18 protein-coding genes are annotated in these 18,638 nt (G+C 65.4%); 10 read left to right on the top strand and 8 right to left on the bottom strand.

Annotated features, from left to right (window positions below; all coding sequences use genetic code 11):
- Positions 1-748: ISL3 family transposase (locus tag EV140_RS11265; protein ID WP_130283991.1), on the top strand; the 748-nt coding region annotated here is incomplete at its 5' end.
- Positions 749-774: 26 nt separating this feature from the next.
- Here the strand turns inward: EV140_RS11265 and rfbA are convergent.
- From rfbA to EV140_RS13655, 3 genes are all read right to left on the bottom strand, one after another.
- Complete coding sequence (rfbA, locus tag EV140_RS11270) at positions 775-1,656, bottom strand: glucose-1-phosphate thymidylyltransferase RfbA (protein ID WP_130283993.1); 882 nt, start codon at positions 1,654-1,656, stop codon at positions 775-777.
- A 79-nt stretch (positions 1,657-1,735) separates the two neighbouring features.
- Positions 1,736-2,848, bottom strand: a complete 1,113-nt coding sequence (locus EV140_RS11275; RefSeq protein WP_157985650.1) for a rhamnosyltransferase WsaF family glycosyltransferase — start codon at positions 2,846-2,848, stop codon at positions 1,736-1,738.
- A gap of 377 nt (positions 2,849-3,225) precedes the next feature.
- Complete coding sequence (locus EV140_RS13655) at positions 3,226-4,551, bottom strand: glycosyltransferase (RefSeq protein WP_130283997.1); 1,326 nt, start codon at positions 4,549-4,551, stop codon at positions 3,226-3,228.
- Between the two features lie 90 nt (positions 4,552-4,641).
- Between EV140_RS13655 and EV140_RS11285 the strand changes: the two genes are divergently transcribed.
- Positions 4,642-5,460, top strand: coding sequence for an ABC transporter permease (locus tag EV140_RS11285; protein ID WP_130283999.1), 819 nt, complete (start codon positions 4,642-4,644; stop codon positions 5,458-5,460).
- Positions 5,457-6,200, top strand: a complete 744-nt coding sequence (locus EV140_RS11290) for an ABC transporter ATP-binding protein (RefSeq protein ID WP_241971427.1) — start codon at positions 5,457-5,459, stop codon at positions 6,198-6,200. The genes EV140_RS11285 and EV140_RS11290 overlap by 4 nt, the downstream gene beginning before the upstream one ends.
- A gap of 5 nt (positions 6,201-6,205) precedes the next feature.
- Here the strand turns inward: EV140_RS11290 and EV140_RS11295 are convergent, their stop codons facing one another.
- Complete coding sequence (locus tag EV140_RS11295) at positions 6,206-7,111, bottom strand: glycosyltransferase family 2 protein (protein ID WP_130284001.1); 906 nt, start codon at positions 7,109-7,111, stop codon at positions 6,206-6,208.
- A 43-nt stretch (positions 7,112-7,154) separates the two neighbouring features.
- Here EV140_RS11295 and EV140_RS11300 point away from each other — a divergent pair, with 43 nt between their 5' ends.
- From EV140_RS11300 to EV140_RS11310, 3 genes are read left to right on the top strand one after another with little or no spacing between them, the layout of a single operon-like run.
- Positions 7,155-8,189 (top strand): glycosyltransferase family 2 protein, encoded by a 1,035-nt coding sequence (locus EV140_RS11300; RefSeq protein WP_241971428.1) that lies wholly within the window; start codon positions 7,155-7,157, stop codon positions 8,187-8,189.
- On the top strand, positions 8,186-9,547 hold the full coding sequence (locus EV140_RS11305; protein WP_130284003.1) for a glycosyltransferase: 1,362 nt from the start codon (positions 8,186-8,188) through the stop codon (positions 9,545-9,547). The genes EV140_RS11300 and EV140_RS11305 overlap by 4 nt, the downstream gene beginning before the upstream one ends.
- Positions 9,544-11,115, top strand: a complete 1,572-nt coding sequence (locus tag EV140_RS11310; protein ID WP_130284005.1) for a DUF2142 domain-containing protein — start codon at positions 9,544-9,546, stop codon at positions 11,113-11,115. The genes EV140_RS11305 and EV140_RS11310 overlap by 4 nt, the downstream gene beginning before the upstream one ends.
- Here the strand turns inward: EV140_RS11310 and EV140_RS11315 are convergent.
- The 4 genes from EV140_RS11315 to EV140_RS11330 are packed head-to-tail and all read right to left on the bottom strand — an operon-like array spanning position 11,094 to position 14,651.
- Complete coding sequence (locus tag EV140_RS11315) at positions 11,094-12,218, bottom strand: glycosyltransferase (protein ID WP_130284007.1); 1,125 nt, start codon at positions 12,216-12,218, stop codon at positions 11,094-11,096. The genes EV140_RS11310 and EV140_RS11315 overlap by 22 nt on opposite strands.
- 9 nt (positions 12,219-12,227) lie before the next feature.
- Positions 12,228-13,517 carry a nucleotide sugar dehydrogenase gene (locus tag EV140_RS11320; RefSeq protein ID WP_130284009.1) on the bottom strand — a complete coding sequence of 430 codons (1,290 nt, stop codon included), beginning with the start codon at positions 13,515-13,517 and terminating at the stop codon, positions 12,228-12,230.
- A 39-nt stretch (positions 13,518-13,556) separates the two neighbouring features.
- Positions 13,557-13,931 (bottom strand): DUF2304 domain-containing protein, encoded by a 375-nt coding sequence (locus EV140_RS11325; protein WP_130284011.1) that lies wholly within the window; start codon positions 13,929-13,931, stop codon positions 13,557-13,559.
- Between the two features lie 15 nt (positions 13,932-13,946).
- Positions 13,947-14,651: a glycosyltransferase family 2 protein gene (locus EV140_RS11330; RefSeq protein ID WP_241971429.1), complete on the bottom strand. Its 705-nt coding sequence runs from the start codon at positions 14,649-14,651 to the stop codon at positions 13,947-13,949.
- 85 nt (positions 14,652-14,736) lie between these two features.
- Between EV140_RS11330 and EV140_RS11335 the strand changes: the two genes are divergently transcribed.
- Genes EV140_RS11335 through EV140_RS11350 form a run of 4 tightly spaced genes read left to right on the top strand, consistent with a single transcriptional unit; the run spans position 14,737 to position 18,605 of the window.
- Entirely contained in the window at positions 14,737-15,345 is a 609-nt protein-coding gene (locus EV140_RS11335; RefSeq protein WP_241971430.1) for an acyltransferase, read from the top strand.
- Complete coding sequence (locus EV140_RS11340; RefSeq protein ID WP_130284015.1) at positions 15,342-16,442, top strand: DegT/DnrJ/EryC1/StrS family aminotransferase; 1,101 nt, start codon at positions 15,342-15,344, stop codon at positions 16,440-16,442. The genes EV140_RS11335 and EV140_RS11340 overlap by 4 nt, the downstream gene beginning before the upstream one ends.
- On the top strand, positions 16,442-17,431 hold the full coding sequence (locus tag EV140_RS11345; RefSeq protein ID WP_130284017.1) for a Gfo/Idh/MocA family protein: 990 nt from the start codon (positions 16,442-16,444) through the stop codon (positions 17,429-17,431). Before EV140_RS11340 ends, EV140_RS11345 begins: the two co-directional genes overlap by 1 nt.
- Before the next feature lie 4 nt (positions 17,432-17,435).
- A complete protein-coding gene (locus EV140_RS11350) occupies positions 17,436-18,605 on the top strand; it encodes a glycosyltransferase (protein WP_130284019.1) in 1,170 nt (389 codons plus the stop codon).
- Positions 18,606-18,638 lie beyond the last annotated feature (33 nt).

Here is an 18,638-nt window from a genome sequence, read left to right on the forward strand (position 1 = left end):
GGAGCTGACCGGGATGGTCGACCTGTCCCGCGACGAGCATGGCCGGGTGCGTGCCAGGTTGCTGGATCTGGTGCCGGGCAGGTCGGGGAAGGCGTACGCGAGCTGGCTCCAACAGCGCGGCGACGCGTTCCGCCGCCGCGTGCGAATCGCGGCGTTGGATCCGTTCGCCGGTTACAAGAACGCCATCGATGACGAGCTCGAAGACGCCGTCGCCGTGCTGGACGCGTTCCATGTCGTCAAGCTCGGTACCGCCGCCGTCGACGAGGTGCGCCGCCGCGTGCAGCAGACCACGCTCGGGCATCGCGGTCGCAAGGGCGATCCGCTCTACGGGATCCAGACGATCCTCCGTGCCGGGAGGGAGAACCTCACCGACAAACAGCAGGCCCGCCTGGACGCGGCATTCGCTCACCGAGACGAGCACGTCGAGGTGGAAGTGGCGTGGCAGTGCGCGCAGCAGCTGCGCGACGCCTACCGACAGACGGACCTGACCGCCGGGCGGGTGATCGCCGAGCAGGTCGTCGACACGTTCCACACCTGCCCGATCCCCGAGATCGCACGGCTGGGCCGCACGCTACGCCGGTGGCGTGACCCGTTCCTGGCGTACTTCACCACCGGGCGTGCGAACAACGGCGGCACCGAAGCCGTCAACGGCATCATCGAACTCCACCGGCGCCTCGCCCGCGGGTTCCGCAACCGCGACAACTACCGCCTCCGCATGCTCCTCGCCGCCGGCGGCCTCACCCCATGACCCCCACCGAAAGTCCGAAGAGCCTCTTAAGGCAAGTCTGTTTTTCTTTCGCCGAGAAGTGTCATCAAGTAGTCTCCGTAGCCACTCTTGCGAAGAGGCGACGCGAGATCCTCAAGTTCCGTATCAGTAATCCAGCCGGAGCGCCAAGCAACTTCCTCGATGCAGCCGATCTTGAATCCTTGGCGGTCCTCAATCACTCTTACATACTCCGATGCCTGCATCATCGATTCGAAGGTTCCGGTGTCGAGCCAAGCTGTGCCCCGGTCCAGGACCTGCACGCGTAGCTTATTTTCGGCGAGGTAGCGCTCATTTACGCTGGAGATTTCGAGTTCGCCCCGCGCGCTCGGTCGAATCGACTTTGCAATTTCGACGACTGAGTTATCGTAGAAGTATAATCCGGGGATTGCAAAACTACTTTTCGGCGAGAAGGGCTTTTCCTCGATGGATATTGCTCGGCCATGTGAATCGAACTCGACCACGCCGTAAGCTGTTGGATCTGACACGTGGTATGCAAAAACGAGACCGCCTTCCAGATCCGCATTCTGTCGCAGGGACGATCCAAGTCCCGTGCCGTGGAAAATGTTGTCTCCCAGCACGAGGGCGACAGTACTGTCTGTTATGAAGGCTTCCCCAATTAGGAATGCTTGAGCGAGTCCCTCCGGTGCGGGCTGGATGGCGTATTCGATTTTCATACCCAGGTGCGAACCATCTCCAAGTAACGCCCGAAATTGGTCGTTGTGTTCTGGTGTAGTAATTACGAGAACGTCACGCACTCCTGCCATCATTAGTGTCGAAAGCGGGTAATAAATCATTGGTTTGTCATAAATCGGCATTAGTTGCTTTGATATGCCCTTGGTTATGGGCCACAACCGTGTGCCAGATCCTCCTGCGAGAACGATGCCTTTCAATCTTCCTCCTCTTTCCTAACGCATTCACGCGCAGTCGCTTGGCGTTGTCGATCCCTCATGCGTGTTGGAATTGGTCTGGTCACTTCTGGCCCAGAAGCGATACAACGTTCCTGATGGCGTCTTTCATCGGGGCGCCGAGGCGACCCCCAAAGTCTCCGTCGTACGGTCCAGTACCTTGGACGAGATCCGCTGCGATCGCTTCCACGAGCGCCGAGCCCAGTGATTCAGGGTCCGCTGGCACTGCGTTCAGGTTCAAATGAAGTCCGCTTCGAGTGCCCGCGAAATCATTTGTCACGGCTCGAGCTCCTGAGACGGCAGCTTCTAGAGGCGGGTGGCTAGGGTGTGGACTAGCCTGAAGTGATAATACGACAGTACTGGCTGCCAATAGGTCGAGGTACCCATCCCAATCCAGCACGCCAACACTTCTAAGTGTGTGCCCGCGCCCCAGATCGATATCCGGATGGTATTCCCCTGCGGAAACAAAATCGAACTTCTCCAAACCGGGAGGACTTTCTGCGATCGCGCGTCTCAACGCAGCAATCGCGAGATCAAACATGTTCCTCGGTTTGCTCGGCCTGCCGTAAAGCAACAGCCGATGAACGTTTGTCTCTCTTCTCTCGCTCACGCGTTGCAGCGCTTCAAGGTTTAGGTGGGGGGCGAATACAGAACCCGTTGGAACAGCGATTCCTTCTTGGGACAGGTACGCGGCGAGGGGCTGAGAGTTGACGAGCGGTGTGAATCCACGATGGTAAGTATCACGCGCAACCTCAAAGCTGGTCGACCACGCGTTGAAGCCCGGTTCGAAATCCTGGATCAAGTAGATCGTGCGACTCGAATCAATTACGCCGTCCATGGATGCTACGGATGCTGCATGCGCGGTGACCCAGTGGGTGCAAAGCCAGTAATCATTCTCGGAGACGGGTAGTCCAACGAGCCCAGCCCGAACAACATGTTCGATCCCACTTCCGAATCGCTCTTGCAAGTAGCGTTCGGTCGAAGCAACGTGCCGATGAACGATACGTCCGCTAAGGGTTATGACGCGCACCGGCACGCCCAAGCTGCGAGCTAACTCGTTTCCGACATCCAGTGCGGTGCTTACGCCGGCGAACACGCGTCCAGGGTGGAGCTCGGGCAGAAGAATGTTGAGAGCAGGAGTGACAGACTCATCGGGCACGATATCGAGGAGGGACATCGCCGACTCGCTCAAACCGCGATGGGCTTGAGCGCGGAGCGTCGCGTTCACGCCCTCCATAGCACTTCGCTTGCTGGTCTCTTCTCCAACCCGCCCAGGGTCTAGGGCTGCAGTGCTCCGCTGCACTCCTTGCGGGGCCGAAGTCCAAGGTTGAACCGATCGACGGAAATCAGAGGAGCGAAGATACGCCTGGTTTAGGCGGATCAAGTTCCTCAGCCCCCTGATCACGTCAGCCAACGGGTTCCCCCCCACACTCGTCCTACCTGATTGACTAAGCTATCGTGACCCCTCCCATCGGTCACTCCCAATAACGAAACGTCACGATTACACCTTACTTGCACCTTCAGGACTTGCGCGCACATCTGACCTCGTGATGTCTATCGAGACCACGTGGTTGCTGAGGATGGCCAGAGTCGCCGCTTAGCTCGGAATGCCAGCGAAACAGGAAATTCGAGGACGTTTGGCACGCGCCGCGAGATTGACCGAGTCGCGGATACCACTTCCTTTTCGGCGTTGCGAGCAAGAGCCTCGCGTTCCGGTTCACGTTCATTCAAACGGCGGACAATTAGCTCCATAAAGCCAGCAGAATCAAGAGTGCCGCTGCCAGCCTCTTGAAGCGCAGATCTACCTCGTTGCCCCTCAGATCTAACTCTAGCTGGCTGTTCTGAGTACCACCGAATTGCATTTGCCAGCGAGGTAGGGGATTCCGGATCAAAGATCTGCCCAAAAAATCCGGGACGGAGCAATTCTGCGGACCCCGAGTTTCGTGAGGCGATCGCCGGCCGGCTCATACTCATATATTCCACGGTAGTGCGACCGAACGCCTCCCAGGGGCCCGGCGACAGGCCAACGTGTGCAGCGGTGATGTCTGCGGAGATATCGGATTGTTCGTCCTTGAAGACGAGTTGTCCGTCGACTTGAAGTGATTGTGCTGACCGGATCAACTGTGATCGATAGCCGCGATGTACCTCCGAACCGACGATCGTGATCCGAGCGTCAGTGCCCGAGTCTCTGAGTATCCGCACAGCATTAGGCAAGATCCCAAGTCCCTTGGTGGGGGTCACGCGCGCGATAGCCAAAATGTTGATTCTTCCCCCGTCGTAGTCGGGTGGGGTCACCTCGGGCAGAGAATGGGGTGCTTTTGGATACATCACAAGCGGAGTGGACCCGTCATTTGTAGGTCGACGGAAATGTTCTGCTACCGCGCGAGAATTCGCAATTACAAAAACTGACAAATCATTGATGAGACGTTTTGTGCTTTCCGCACCCAGCGTGAAGACAAGACCGTGATCTAGGTCCCCGTACTCACGAACCATCCAGGCGTGCGGGACACCTGCGCGCGCGGCAGCAATTGCTGCCCACGGACTTGAGATGGTGTTCGTCACCACGGCGTCCGGTCTGAAGCTGGACACAATATCGTCCAACACGGCGAGCGTTGATAGGCCTTCCCGAGCGGATCGGGCGCGGCCCGCTGGGTTCGCTTCGAAAGGCGGAAGAACCCATCTGCCGTTTGTCACGAAAATCTCCGCGATCCCAAGCTGGCCGAGGCGCGCACTGAAGGTGCCCGGCGGTCCAGGGGACACGACCAAGATCTCGGGAGCACACGTGAGGCTCTGCCAATCCTCAAGCAGCGCGAGCAACGACAATTCCGCTCCACCGAGATGATCGAGCGAGTTAGCGTGATTGGCAACAAGGATCCGCACTGCCCCACCTTAGGGCACGCTTGGTCGGCCAGTACATCGCAGCGTGCCCTATTATCTGCGGGTGGCATACGTCGAACGAGAGAGGTGAGGATGGCCTACCTGAAGGAGCTCCTCGCCTCTCGGGAGCTACTCGCGAACCTCACGATGCGGGAGGTGAGTGGCAAGTACCGTCGAACCGTCCTCGGCCAGCTGTGGTCGTTGATCAACCCAATTGTGCTGATGCTCGTGTATACGGTGGTCTTCAGCTTCATTTTCCGGGCCCGCCCTGCTGAGGGCGACCCGAGCGGATTGAACCTGTACCCGCTTTGGCTGATGTGCGGTCTTCTGCCGTGGCTGTACTTCACTCGGGTGGTAAACGGCGGGTTGACATCAATTGTGTCGAACGCCAACCTCATCAAGAAGGTTTACTTCCCTCGTATGCATCTCCCTCTTTCGGTCGCATTGTCAACCGGCGTCACCTGGGCGATGGAACTCGGCGTCTTGGCACTGGCGCTAACCATATTTGGGGGAATGCCACTACCTTTCTTGCCACTTCTCATCCTGTGGATGGTTTTGCTTGCTCTCTTCGCTTCGGGCCTCGCAATGATGCTAGCGATTCTCAACGTTCATTTTCGAGATACGCAGCACTTTGTTGCGCTCATTCTCCAGATGTGGATGTATCTCACTCCCATCATCTATCCGATTAGTTTGGTCCGCGAAGGAGCGGAACAGTACGGCATGTGGATCATTGACGTGTATCGCCTGAATCCGATGGAGAGATTCGTCGAAGTGTTCAGGAATATTCTGTACGACAACCGTCTACCCGCCTGGGACGATGCACTTTGGTGTGTGGGCTGGGCTGGTGTTATTTTTGGATTGGGATATATGATCTTTCAGCGCAACGAAAAGCGCTTGGCGGAACTGCTGTGAGCGACAGTGCGGTCATTGTGGATCGCGTTTCCAAGAAGTTTCGCATGTACAAAGAAAGAAACCAGTCGTTAAAAGCGGCAATCATGCGTGGGAAGAAGTCGATCGCGGAGGACTTTTGGGCAGTTCAAGACGTTAGTTTTGAAGTGCCCAGAGGGGCTACGTTTGGGCTAATCGGTCGAAACGGTTCCGGCAAGTCCACCCTGCTTAAGTGCCTTGCGCGGATCCTCCATCCCGATCGGGGCTCCATCACGATGAACGGCAAGGCAGCTTCACTTCTCGAGGTTGGCTCTGGCTTTCATCCTGAATTATCTGGACGTGAGAATGTTTTCCTCAATGGTTCTATTCTCGGGTTGTCAAAGAAGGAGGTCGCTTCCCGCTTTGACGAGATTGTCGAATTTTCAGGAGTCGGCAAATTCATCGATCAGCCAGTGAAGAATTATTCATCTGGGATGTATGTTCGCCTTGGCTTTTCGGTGGCAATCCATGTTCAGCCTGACATCTTGGTCGTGGACGAGGTTCTCGCGGTTGGTGATGGCGCCTTTAAGAAGAAGTCACAAAATAAGTTCGTTGAGTTCACTAAATCAGGACGAACAGTGATATTGGTCACTCACTCTCTGGCGCAAGTTCGAGAAATGTGCAACCAGGTTGCTTGGCTCGATCAGGGAAGGCTGGCGGCGGTCGGGGATGCTGACGAAGTCACACAGAAATATCAGGCGCACCTCGACGCCGCCGGGTCCTGAGCCGATCAAGCATGTCTACTACGTCGACTTGCCATGAACTCATGAACTCGCGAGCGAATCGATAGCCCGGCGTTGATCGCCCCGCGCACTGGAAGCCACCAGATGCCTGAGTACTTTCGGCGGACAAATCGCCGGGCACTGTCATGATGCGCGCGAATCATGATTTTGGAATGTGCTTTGGTCGCATGCCCACCGATGTGAACGACCTCTGCGCCAGGGACATAAACGTTTCGCCAGCCAGCTTTGCCTAGTCGATAGCCCAGGTCGACGTCCTCGAAGTACATGAAGTATCCCTCGTCGAAGCCGCCAACTTCTTCGAATGCTGAGCGGCGCACGAGCAAACACGCTCCGGAAAGCCACCCGGCGTCGCGCGTGCCGAACTCGGGCCTGTGCTCGTGCCGGTAGGTACGAGTCCAAGGGTTGGCAGGCCAGACATTGGCGAAGAGGGCGTGGCCGACTCCCGTTCGTAGTGATGGGATGCGCCGGGCCGATGCGTAAGGGGAACCGTCAGGGTTTCGAACCAGGGGACCGACACTGCCGATAGTCGGATCTGTCGAAGCCTCGGCGAGTAGCGCATCGATCGTGCCGGCTTTATATTCGAGATCGGGGTTGCAGATCACCACCCATTTGATGCTCTTCGGCAGGAGCCGGACGCCAGCGTTGATCGCCGCGCCGTAGCCTGGATTTTCGGGCCGGGCGACATAGGTGGCGCCAAACCGGTGAGCGATGGGGGCCGCTGACTCATCGTCGCCAGGGAAGTTGTCGACCACGACAACCGACAGGGGCTCTCTCGACGCGCCCGCGAGTGACGCAAGCAGCTTCTTGAGTACCGAGTTCGACCGAAAGGCGACCGTGACCACCCCAACGCGGGGTCCCGGGCGAGCGCCCGACTCGTCGCTCGATTCAGCCATGGTGCTCCCGATCCTAGCCCGGGCCCTCACCTAGGCTGGCGGGGTGACCGCAGCCCCCACCGCACCGCTGACAGTGTCGGTTGTCATGTGCACGCACAATGGGGCGGCTTTCATTGCGGAACAGGTGGAGAGCATCCTCGCTCAACGACCGTCGCCGATCGAGATCGTGCTCGGCGACGACGATTCGCGCGACGGCACCGTCGAAATCGTCGAACGGCTGGTCGCGGAGGCCCAAGCCGCCGACTCCGCAGTGACGACCGAGCTGAGCGTGCGCCGCCACTCGCCCCCGCTCGGCGTCACCGCCAACTTCGCCGACGCCCTCGCGCACGCGCGCGGCGACCTGATCGCGCTCAGCGACCAAGACGATGTCTGGATGCCCGACAAACTCGCCGTCGTCGTCGACCGCTTCGCGCACGACCCGCAGCTGCAGCTCGTGCACACGGACGCGCGCCTCATCGATCAAGACGGCAACCCGCTTGGCGGCACGCTGCTGAGTGCCCTCGAGATCACGACGCAGGAGAAGGTCGACCTCGTCGCTGGCGATGCTCAGGCTGCGCTCTTGCGGCGCAATCTCGTGACCGGCGCGACGGTCGTCCTGCGGCGCGGACTGCTCGAACCCGCGCTGCCGATTCCGGGGGAGTGGGTGCACGACGAGTGGCTCGCCGCCGTTGCCGCGGGCATGAGCGAGCAGGCGGGCGCCGTACGGCTGATTCCCCGACCGCTCATCGACTACCGGCAGCACGATGCCAACCAGATCGGTGCCCGGCGCCCGAGAATGAGCGATCGGTGGGCGAAGCTCACCGAGCCACGCGACGAACGTCAGCCCCGACTCGCACAGCGCACCCAACAGCTGGCCGACCGCCTGCGCGAGAAGGGCGCCCCCGCCGTGCGGCTCGCACGAGCGGAGGCGAAGCACGCCCATGAGGCCGCGCGCGCCCACTACCCGGCAGCCCGGCCGCTGCGCGTTCCCGCCATCATCGGCGCGGCGGTGCGCGGCCGCTACGGCCGCTACAGTCGCGGCGGAATCGACATCGTGCGCGACCTTCTGCAACCGGCGACGGAAAGGCAGAAGCGGTGACGCGCATCCTGATCGTGACGGGCGACCCCGTCGGCGACCGCATGGCGGGGCCCGCTATTCGGGCGTGGAACATCGCGCTCGAACTGCAACGACACGGGCACGAGGTGCGCCTCGTCAGCACCACCCGTGCTGACCGCGCCGACACCGGCGTACCCCTCAGCCACGTCGCTCCCGGGGATGAGGCGGGTATTCGGGTGCACGAGCGCTGGGCCGACGTCGTGTTCTTCCAGGGGCACGCGCTCGGGCAGTTCCGCACGCTGGCGAGCACCGACCGCTACCTCGTGGCCGACGTCTACGACCCGATGCACCTCGAGATGCTCGAGCAGGGTCGCGAGCTGCCTGCAGCCACCTGGAACCTCCGGGTCGCCGGCGCCCGCGACGCCCTCAACGATCAGCTGCGACGCGCCGACTACCTCCTGTGCGCGAGCGAACGGCAACGTCTGTTCTACCTCGGCCACCTCGCCTCGCTTGGCCGCATCAGCCCCGTCACGTACGACGGCGACGGCGACCTGCGTCGGCTCATCGACCTCGCGCCGTTCGGACTGTCGACGACGCCGCCCGCTCCGGGAGACGGACTGCGCGGCCGCATCGCCGGCATCGACGCCGACGACCGCGTACTCATCTGGGGCGGCGGCGTCTACAGCTGGTTCGACCCGCTGACCCTGATTCGCGCCGTCGCTGCCGTGCGCGAGCGCGTGCCGGGCGTGCGACTCGTATTCCTTGGCACCAAGCATCCGGGCGTCGACGAGATGGGCATCGTGCGCGAAGCCTACGACCTCGCCGTCGAACTCGGCGTCGACGGCCGCGAGGTCGTCTTCAATGACACGTGGGTGCCCTACGACGAGCGCGGTGCCTACCTGGTCGACGCCGACGCGGGGGTCAGCACCCACCACCGCCATATTGAGACGACCTTCGCCTTCCGCACGCGCATCCTCGACTACCTGTGGGCGGGGCTGCCCATGGTCGTCACTGACGGCGACGGATTCGCTGACCTCGTGCGCGACGAGAATCTGGGCGTCGTCGTGCCGCCGAACGACGAGGAGGCGCTCGCCGATGCGATCACACGAGTGCTCGCCGTCGACTCCGACGAAGTCGCCGTGTGGCGCGAGAACGTCGCCCGCGTGCGCGAGCAGTTCACGTGGCCGGAGGTGCTCGCACCGCTCGTCGCGTACTGCGCCGAGCCGTGGCACGCCCCCGACTACACGCCGGGGCGCTCCGGCATGGGGGCGGGGGCGAGTCGTACGCGGCGTTCCGCCGGGCTCGGGCACGACCTGCGCATGGCGGCCCACCACCTGAAGCATTCCGGCGCGCGCGACGTCGCCGCGCGCATCCGTCGCCGTTTGCGGAGATCGTCGTGAATCGCCTGCGCGAGCGCTTTCGGGCCGCGTGGCGGCGTCCGGGCGTTCCCGGCGGGATGCTCGCCCTCCTCGCCGCCCTCACGCTCGGATCGTGGGCGCTCGCCTCGCCGATCGGCGCCGGGCCCGACGACGACTTCCACCTCGTCAGCACCTGGTGCGCGGGGCCCGCGGTCGACGAGCTGTGCGCCGACGGATCGACCCCCCAGACGCGCGAGGTGCCGCGGCCCCTGCTCGGAGCGGCCTGCTTCGCCTACGACCCGGAGGAAAGCGCGGCGTGCCAGTCGGGCACCCTCGACTGGTCGGGTGTCGGGCCGGGCGTAGCCGTCGAGATCGTCGAAACATCGCGGGGCAACTTCGGTGGGGAGTATCCGCCGCTGTACTACGCGGTGAACGGGCTCCTCACGGGGGCGAACGCGGAAGCGGCCGCGCTCGCGATGCGGGCGCTGACGATCGCGCTGTTCTTGGGCGTCGCGACCGCCCTGCACCTGCTCCTGCCCGCCCGCTTGGTGCCGGCGCTGCACGGGGGTTTGCTCGTGACGATGGTTCCGCTCGGCGTCTTCCTTTTCGGCACCAACAACCCCAGCGCCTGGGCCATGTTCGGGGTCGCGACGAGTGCCATCGCCCTGCTGGGCTACTTCGAGACGTCGGGAAGGCAGAAACTCGGACTCGCGGCCGTCTTCGTCGTCGGCGTGCTCATGGCGGCGGGCTCGCGCGCCGATGCCGCCGTCTTCGCCGGGCTCGGCATCGCCGTCATCGGGATCCTCGCCGCGGCTCCCACCAAACGTTTCGTCCTCGACGCGATCCTCCCCGCCGTCATGGGCGTTGTGGCGCTCGCGTTCTTCCTCACGGCGGGTCAAGCGTCCAGCGGCACGGGAGGATTCGGAGGTCCGATTCGCGACGCCACCGGCACCGACGGTGGTGCCGTCTCCGTGGCGATTCACGAGGCCGCCGAGCCGGCGCTCGGCGGTGTCGGGTTGCTGTTCTACAACGTGCTCAACGTGCCCTTCATCTGGGCGGGCGCGTGGGGGCAGTGGGGCCTCGGCTGGCTCGACACATCGATGCCCGCGGTCGTGCCGTTGGCGGGCATGGCCGCATTCGTTGCCCTCGGCTTCGTCGCACTGCGGGGCGCCGGGGCCCGGGTGATCGGCGCGGTCGCGGTCGTCGTTGCTGCGTTGTGGGCGGTGCCCGTCTACGTCTTGCAGGCAGGCGGCACCATGGTGCCCGACCACGTGCAGCCGCGCTATCTGTTGCCGCTGATCGTGCTGCTCGGAGTGCTGCTGCTCGTGCGTCGCGAAAACAGCCCCCTCGCGCTCACTCGCGCACAGCGTTGGGTGATCGTCGCGGCCGTCGCGGGGGCCCACGTCGTCGCCCTGCACATGAACCTGCGGCGGTACGTCACCGGAACCGACGAACCCGGCCCGAATCTCGACGCCGGGCTCGAATGGTGGTGGGCATGGATGCCCGTCGGGCCGACCGTGGTGTGGGTGGTTGGCTCCCTCGCCTTCGTCGGAGTAGCCGGCGTCGTCACCCGGGCGCTCGCCGCGCCTCAGCCGGTCGCGGCGCGGTAGTGGTCGAGAAGGTGTGCGGTGCTCGATGCGAGGCTGCGGTCTGAGACGACCCACTCGCGGGCGCGCGCGCGCCAGGTTCGTCGCTCGTCGGAGGGAAGAGTGAGCACCGTGTCGATCGCGTCGCCGAGCCGGGTCGTGTCGCGTTCCGCCACAGCGAAGCCCGTCGACGCGTCACGCACCATCTCGGCCGCGCCGCCACTGTCGTAGGTGACCGCGGGCGTACCGCAGGCTTGCGCCTCAAGCAGCACCAGGCCGGCCGCTTCCCGCCACGAGCCGTCGCGCTGCGTCGGCAGCGCGAACACCTCGGCCGCGCGCATCAGGTCGCGCACGCCGTGCCGGTCGAGGGGGCCGGTGACCACGATGTGGTCGTGTTCGGCTGCAGCCGCATCGACCAGCGCGCGCTGTGACCCGTCCCCCACGATGACCAGGCGGTGGGCACGCCCCCGAGCGCTCAGGGCGATCGACGCGGTCACCAGGTCGAGAACGCCCTTGCGGGGCTCCAGCGCGCCGACGAACAGCACGATCGGCTCGTCGGCGCGGTCTGTTTCGTCACCCGGGGTGAAGAAGTCGGTGTCGACTCCCTGGTAATGCCGGAACAGGCGGTCGGCGGGAAACCCCGCCTGCTCGGCGCGCCCGCGCAGGAAGTCGCTCACGGCGAGCACGCGGGTCGCCTCGCGTGTCACCCGGTCGATGCTCGAGCGGTGAAAACGACCGACCGGCGCGGCCGATCGTGCATCCGCGGCGAAGACGTCGTAGCCGTGCACGGTCGTGACGAACGGTACGTCGAGACGCTGCGCCGCGTCGAGCGCGCCGTGCGCCCAGGTGGCGAAGTGCTGGTGCACCAGCGTGGGCTCGTACGCCTCGATCGCTCGGCGCTGCGGTCGTGCGGCCGCAACGGCACGCAGGGCGCGGGTGCGCCACGAGCCGCGCGCCTCAGAAACCGCGCTGACGACGTCGATACCGAGCCGAGCATCCCGAACATCGCTCGCGCGCGCGAACGCACGCGCCTCGTGATCGCCTGACGCGACCAGGCGTTCGGCGTGCTGCGTGACGAAATAGGTGGGAGGGATGCGCAGCAGCCCCGTCGTCACCGCGATGCGCATACGGGCCGCTTACGCGATTCCGATGACGCGGTAGGCGGCGTTCGGCCAGGCGTCGGCGTTCGAGATGCGCCGGCCGTCGACGACCGTGCGCACGCCCGGGATGTCGGATGCGCCCACTGTGCGGTACTCGGCGTGGTCGGCCTGAATCACAACGGCCTCTGCCTCGTCGCCCAGCGCGTACGGCGTGAAGCCGAGGCGGGTGAGCTCGTCGTCGGTGTAGAGCGGGTCGTGCACCCGCACGTCGGCGCCGCGGCGAGTGAGCGACTCGACCGTGCCGAAGACGCCCGAGAACGCCGTCTCTTTGACCCCGCCGCGGTAGGCGGCGCCGAGCACGACCACGCGTTGCCCCTGCAGCGAACCGTGCACGCCTTCGAGCAGGCCGACCGTGTAGTCGGGCATACCCGCGTTCGCCTCCCGCGCGGCGCGGACGATCGTCGCGGCCGGGTCATTCCAGAGGTACAACCGCGGGTACACGGGAATGCAGTGGCCCCCGACGGCGATTCCCGGGCGATGGATGTGGCTGTACGGCTGCGAGTTCGACGCCTCGATCACCTGATAGATGTCGATGCCCGCCGTCGCCGCGTACTGGGCGAACTGATTCGCCAGCCCGATGTTCACATCGCGATAGGTCGTCTCGGCGAGCTTCGCCATCTCGGCGGCCTCCGCGCTGCCGAGATCCCAGACGCCATTGCCGCGGGCCAGGTCGGGGCGGTCGTCGAAATCGAGCACCTGCTCGTAGAAGCGCACCGCTGTCTCGGCGCCGTCGGCCGAGAGGCCACCGACGAGCTTCGGGTACTTTCGCAGATCGGCAAACACGCGGCCCGTCAGCACGCGTTCAGGCGAGAAGACGAGGTGGAAGTCGCGCCCCTCGGTGAGGCCCGAGACCTCCTCCAGCATCGGCTTCCAGCGCGTGCGGGTCGTGCCGACCGGCAGGGTTGTCTCGTAGGTGACGAGCGTGCCCGGTGTGAGGTGTTCGGCGATCGAGCGGGTGGCGGAATCCATCCAGCCGAAATCGGGGCGCGCATCCTGATCGACGAAAAGCGGCACGACGATCACGACGGCATCGGCATTGGGAATCGCCTCCGCGTAGTCCGTTGTCGCCCGCAAGCGTCCGGCACCGACCGTCAGCTCGAGGCCCTGTTGCAGGCCTGCCTCGCCGGGGAACGGCTCGCGGGCCGCGTTCACGGCGGCGACCGTGTCGGCGTTGACGTCGACGCCGGTCACCTCGTGCCCCTTCGAGGCGAACTGCACGGCGAGCGGCAAGCCGATCTTGCCGAGGGCGATGACGGCGATCTTCACGAGAATCCTTTGCGAGTGGGGAGCGAGCGCGTATCGAGTCTAGGGAGCGCGCTCGTCGAGCCTTGCCTCGAGCGCACTGATGCGATCCGTGAGCCGGGCCTCGGTGAGCACGAGCTCACGCGCGAGATGCGTGTTGGCCCGCGCGAGCATGACCGAGCGCTTGTACTCGTTGACGACGTACAGCAGACCGGCCACGAGGGCGAGATAGAAGAGCAGGTCGACGCCGCGACCGACCCCCACTAGGCGGGCGAGCTGGGTGAGCAGGCCCGGCCAGATGATGACCGTCACACCGGCGAGAAGCGAGATGAGCATGATCACCCGCCGCACCGCCAGGTGCCGCGCCCCCGGCTTCGACAGCAGCAAATACGCGCCGATCAGAACCAGCGCGACAACAAGAACGAGTTGAAACCACACGGTGGGCCTCCTCCGCTAGCGGATCACAAGATCGACGACGATGTTGATCGAGTTGAGCATCGACTGCCCCTTGGCCTTCGAGTAGTCGGTGTACCGAATGTGTACGGGGAACTCCGCCCACGGAAGCCCGCTGCGGCCGAGCTGCGCGACGATTTCGCTCGCGTGCGCCATGCGATCCTGCTGCAGGTTGACGACGTGCGCGGCGTCGACGCGCAGAGCCCGCAAGCCGTTATGGGCGTCGGTGAGGGTCATGCCTGTTGCGGCATTCGTCACCGCTGCGGCGAGCTTGAGGACGAGCCGCTTCCGAAACCCCGGGTCAGTGCGGTCGTCGAGAAATCGTGAACCGAGCACGATCGCATACCCATCCCGCTCGCTGAGCCCGACCATTGCGAGTGCGTCCTCCACGCGATGCTGACCGTCGGCGTCGAACGTCACAACGTACTGACAGCCGGGCTGCGTGCGGGCATAGGCAATGCCGGTCTGCAGCGCCGCCCCCTGCCCCATGTTGTGCGGGTGGCGCAGCACGCGGGCGCCGGCGGCCTCGGCAATCTCGGCGGAGCCGTCGCGCGATCCGTCATCCACGCAGACCACATTGGGGATGCTCTCGCGCAGTTCCCGAATCACGTCGCCGACGACCGCCGCCTCGTTGTAGAGCGGAATCACGGCCCACGTCGTCGCGAGCGCCTCGACGGAGGCAGGCGTCGACGACTGTTCGGGCATACCGGTCATTCTGTCAGAGCGCGTTACGCTGGCGAGGCGCTGATCGCGCCGCCACCGACCCCGTCAACCCCCGGAGCGACACCCCGTGAGCACACCCGCAGACGTGCGCATCGTCGACACCGCCGACGTTGCCGAGTCGGCCACGATCGGCGCGGGGTCGTCGGTGTGGCACCTCGCACAGGTGCGCGACAACGCGGTGCTCGGCCAGAACTGTGTCATCGGTCGCGGCGCCTACATCGGCACCGGTGTGAGACTCGGCGACAACTGCAAGGTGCAGAACTACGCGCTCGTCTACGAACCGGCCGAACTCGGCCACGGCGTGTTCATCGGCCCGGCCGTCGTGCTGACGAACGACACCTACCCGCGCGCGGTGAATCCCGACGGCAGCCTCAAGAGCGCCAGCGACTGGCAGCCGGTCGGGGTGAGCATCCGAGAGGGCGCGTCGATTGGGGCGCGCGCCGTGTGCGTCGCCCCGGTCACGATCGGCCGCTGGGCGACGGTCGCCGCCGGTAGCGTCGTGACCCGCGACGTGCCCGACTTCGCCCTCGTCGCCGGTGTTCCCGCCAAGCGACTCGGCTGGGTGGGGCGCGCTGGTGTTCGCTTGGTCGACGACGGCGACGCCTGGGTGTGCCCGCAGACGGGCAACCGCTACATCGAGCGCGACGGCGCTCTCATCGAGGAGGAGCCGGCGTGACTGCACCCCTGATCCCCGCGGCGAAGCCGCAGATCGGCTGGCGTGAGCGCCGCGCCGTCGATCGAGTCTTGCGCTCGGGCATGATCGCGCAGGGCCCGGAGGTTGCGGCGTTCGAGAGAGAGTTCGGTGAGAAGCTTGTCGCGGGGCGCGCCTGTGTCGCCGTCAACAGCGGCACCGCGGGCCAGCACCTGGGCCAACTCGCCGCCGGTGCGGGACCGGGTGACGAGGTCATCGTGCCGTCGTTCACGTTCGCCGCCACGGGCAATTCAGTGGCGCTGACAGGCGCAACCCCGGTCTTCGTCGACATCGAACCCGAGACCTTCGGCCTCGACCCGGCCGCCGTCGAGGCGGCGATCACCCCCCGCACGAAGGCGATCATGCCCGTGCACCTGTACGGGCATCCCGCCCGCATGCGCGAGCTGTCGGCCATCGCCGAGAAGCACGGCCTCGACATCTACGAAGATGCGGCCCAGGCCCACGGCGCCTCGCTCGACGGCCGGCTCGTCGGCACCTGGGGCCGGTTCGCCATGTTCAGCCTCTACCCGACGAAGAACATGACCTCCGGCGAGGGCGGCATGATCGCCTGCGACACGCCCGAGCTCGTGCGCGCGGCGAAGCTACTGCGCAACCAGGGCATGGAGAAGCAATACAAGAACGAGGTCGTCGGCTTCAACGCCCGCATGACCGACATTCACGCCGCCATCGGGCGCGTGCAGCTCACGCGTCTCACGGGGTGGACAGCGAAGCGGCAGCAGAACGCTGCGTACTTCGACCGCGAGCTGCGCGGCGTCGTCACGCCCCCGGTCGCGCAGGGCGCCGTGCACGTCTACCACCAGTACACGATTCGGGTGACGGATGATCGGGACGGCTTCGCGGAGGCGCTGCGGGACGAGCACGGCGTCGGAAGCGGCGTCTACTATCCGATTCCGAACCACCGCCTGCCGTCGCTCGCGCCGTACGCGCCCGGACTCGACCTGCCCGAGACCGAGCGGGCCGCAGCCGAAGTCGTGTCGTTGCCCGTGCATCCGGCTCTGACCGCGAGACAACTCGAGCGCATCGTGAGCGCCGTGAACACCGTCGCGACGGCGGGTGCCTGATGGCTGACGCGTTGCGAGCTGGCCTGCTCGGGGTCGGCATGATGGGTCGGCATCACGCCCGCGTGCTGCGCGAGCTCGACGGCGTCGACCTCATCGCGATCGCCGACCCCGGGGGCGACCCGCACGGCGTGGCGGGCGACCTGCCGATCCTTCCCGACATCGACGCACTGATCGCCGCCGGTATCGACATCGCGGTCGTCGCCGTTCCCACCGCATTTCACGAGGATGCGGCCATGCGCCTCGCCGAGGCGGGCGTGCACACGCTCGTCGAGAAGCCCATCGCCGACACCGTCGACGCCGGACAGCGCATGGTTGACGCGTTCGAGCGGGCGGGACTCGTCGGAGCCGTCGGGCACATCGAACGCTTCAACCCCGCCCTGCAAGAGCTGCGCCGCCGGCTTTCCGCGGGCGAGTTGGGCGAGGTCTACCAGATCGCCACCCGACGCCAGGGCCCCTTTCCGTCGCGCATCGCCGACGTGGGCGTCGCGAAAGACCTCGCGTCGCACGACGTCGACCTCACCGCATGGGTCGTGCAAAGCGACTACGAGACGGTGTTCGCACAGACCGCGCACAAGAGCGGCCGCGCGCACGAAGACATGATCGCCGTGACGGGCAGACTGAAAAACGGTGTCGTCGTCAACCACCTCGTCAACTGGCTGAGCCCGATGAAAGAGCGCGTGACGATCGTCACCGGCGAGCTCGGAGCGCTCGTGGCCGACACCTCCACCGGCGACCTCACCTTCTACGCCAACGGCACGATTCCCCTGGAATGGGAGTCGGTCACGGTGTTCCGCGGCGTCAGCGAGGGCGACATGATTCGCTACGCCTTCGCCAAGCGCGAGCCCCTGCGGGTCGAACTCGAGAACTTCCGCGACGCCGTCCTCGGGCACGACACCGACGTCGTCACGATGCGCCAGGGGCTGCGCACCCTCGCCGTCGTGGAAAGCATGCTCGACTCGGCACGTCGCGGCGAGGTCGTGACCCTCTAGCGCCATGCGGGTACTCATCGCCTCGCGCATCTACGCGCCCGAGCCCGGCGCCGCTCCCCAACGGCTCGCCGCACTCGCGGCGCACCTCGCCGACCACGGGCACGAGGTTGAGGTGGTGACCGCCCGCGTTCCGCGCGCGCTGCGCGGTACGGAGCGCGAGTATCCCGGAGTGCGCGTACGCCGAGCACCGGTGCTGCGCGACCGCGACGGATTCGTGCGCGGGTACCTGCCGTACCTGAGCTTCGATATTCCGCTGGTGTGGCGCCTCCTGACCACGCGCCGCGCCGACGTCATCGTCGTCGAACCGCCTCCCACCACCGGTGCGGCGGTGCGCACCGTCGCGCGGTTGCGGCGCATCCCCGCCGTGTACTACGCGGCCGACATCCTCGCCGACGCTGCTGCCAGCGCGGGAATCTCAGACATCGTCGTGCGTGCCGTTCGCCGCCTCGAACGCTATGTCTGGAACGGATGCGCGGCGCTACTCGCCGTGTCCGCACCGGTCGCGGCGCGAGTGCGCGAGCTCGGGGTTCCGGCCGATCGAGTGCGACTCGTCGGCAACGGCATCGATGTGGGTGCCTACGGGGTCGCCGGTCCGGCTGTGCAGCGCGAAGAGCCGTACGCGTTGTACGCGGGCACCGCGTCGGAGGTTCACGGTGCGGCCATCTTCGTCGAGGCGATGGCCGCGGTCGATACGGGTCACCTGGTCTTCCTCGGTTCGGGAACCGACCGCGCCGCGATGCGTCGCCGGGCCGATCAGATCGCGCCGGGTCGCGTGCACTTTCTCGACTCGGTGTCACCGGCCGAGGCCGCAGCCTGGTTTCGCGGTGCCGCAGTCGCCGTGGCGAGTGTGAAGCCCACCGGCGGCTACGAGTTCGCCTTCCCGACAAAGCTGTACGCGGCGGTCGCCTGCGGCACGCCCGTCCTGTTCACGGGCAACGGTCCGGGCTCAGACTTCGCGGAGGCCAGCCCCTTCGGGGCGAGCGTTTCCTACGACATCGAATCGGTGGCCGCGCACCTTCGCGCGCGCTTCGCGGAGCCCGCCACGCCGGACGAGCGTGCGCAGCTCGCCGCGTGGGCGGCCGGCACCGTATCGATGACCGCCATCGCCGAGCGCATCACCGATGTGCTTGCGGACGTCGTGCGCCCGGGTGCGCGCGGCGCTGTGGGACGATGAGACACCGCGCCGACGACGAGAAAGCTGCCCTGC

The organism is Microcella alkaliphila, from assembly GCF_004216855.1.
Lineage (GTDB): Bacteria > Actinomycetota > Actinomycetes > Actinomycetales > Microbacteriaceae > Microcella > Microcella alkaliphila.

Bases quoted from the DNA above. Each gene is read 5' to 3' on its own strand.
- EV140_RS11275 (WP_157985650.1), bottom strand. From the start codon at position 2,848: ATGTCCCTCCTCGATATCGTGCCCGATGAGTCTGTCACTCCTGCTCTC.
- EV140_RS11285 (WP_130283999.1), top strand. From the start codon at position 4,642: ATGGCCTACCTGAAGGAGCTCCTCGCCTCTCGGGAGCTACTCGCGAAC.
- EV140_RS11295 (WP_130284001.1), bottom strand. From the start codon at position 7,111: ATGGCTGAATCGAGCGACGAGTCGGGCGCTCGCCCGGGACCCCGCGTT.
- EV140_RS11315 (WP_130284007.1), bottom strand. From the start codon at position 12,218: ATGCGCATCGCGGTGACGACGGGGCTGCTGCGCATCCCTCCCACCTAT.
- EV140_RS11330 (WP_241971429.1), bottom strand. From the start codon at position 14,651: ATGCCCGAACAGTCGTCGACGCCTGCCTCCGTCGAGGCGCTCGCGACG.
- EV140_RS11345 (WP_130284017.1), top strand. From the start codon at position 16,442: ATGGCTGACGCGTTGCGAGCTGGCCTGCTCGGGGTCGGCATGATGGGT.
- EV140_RS11350 (WP_130284019.1), top strand. From the start codon at position 17,436: ATGCGGGTACTCATCGCCTCGCGCATCTACGCGCCCGAGCCCGGCGCC.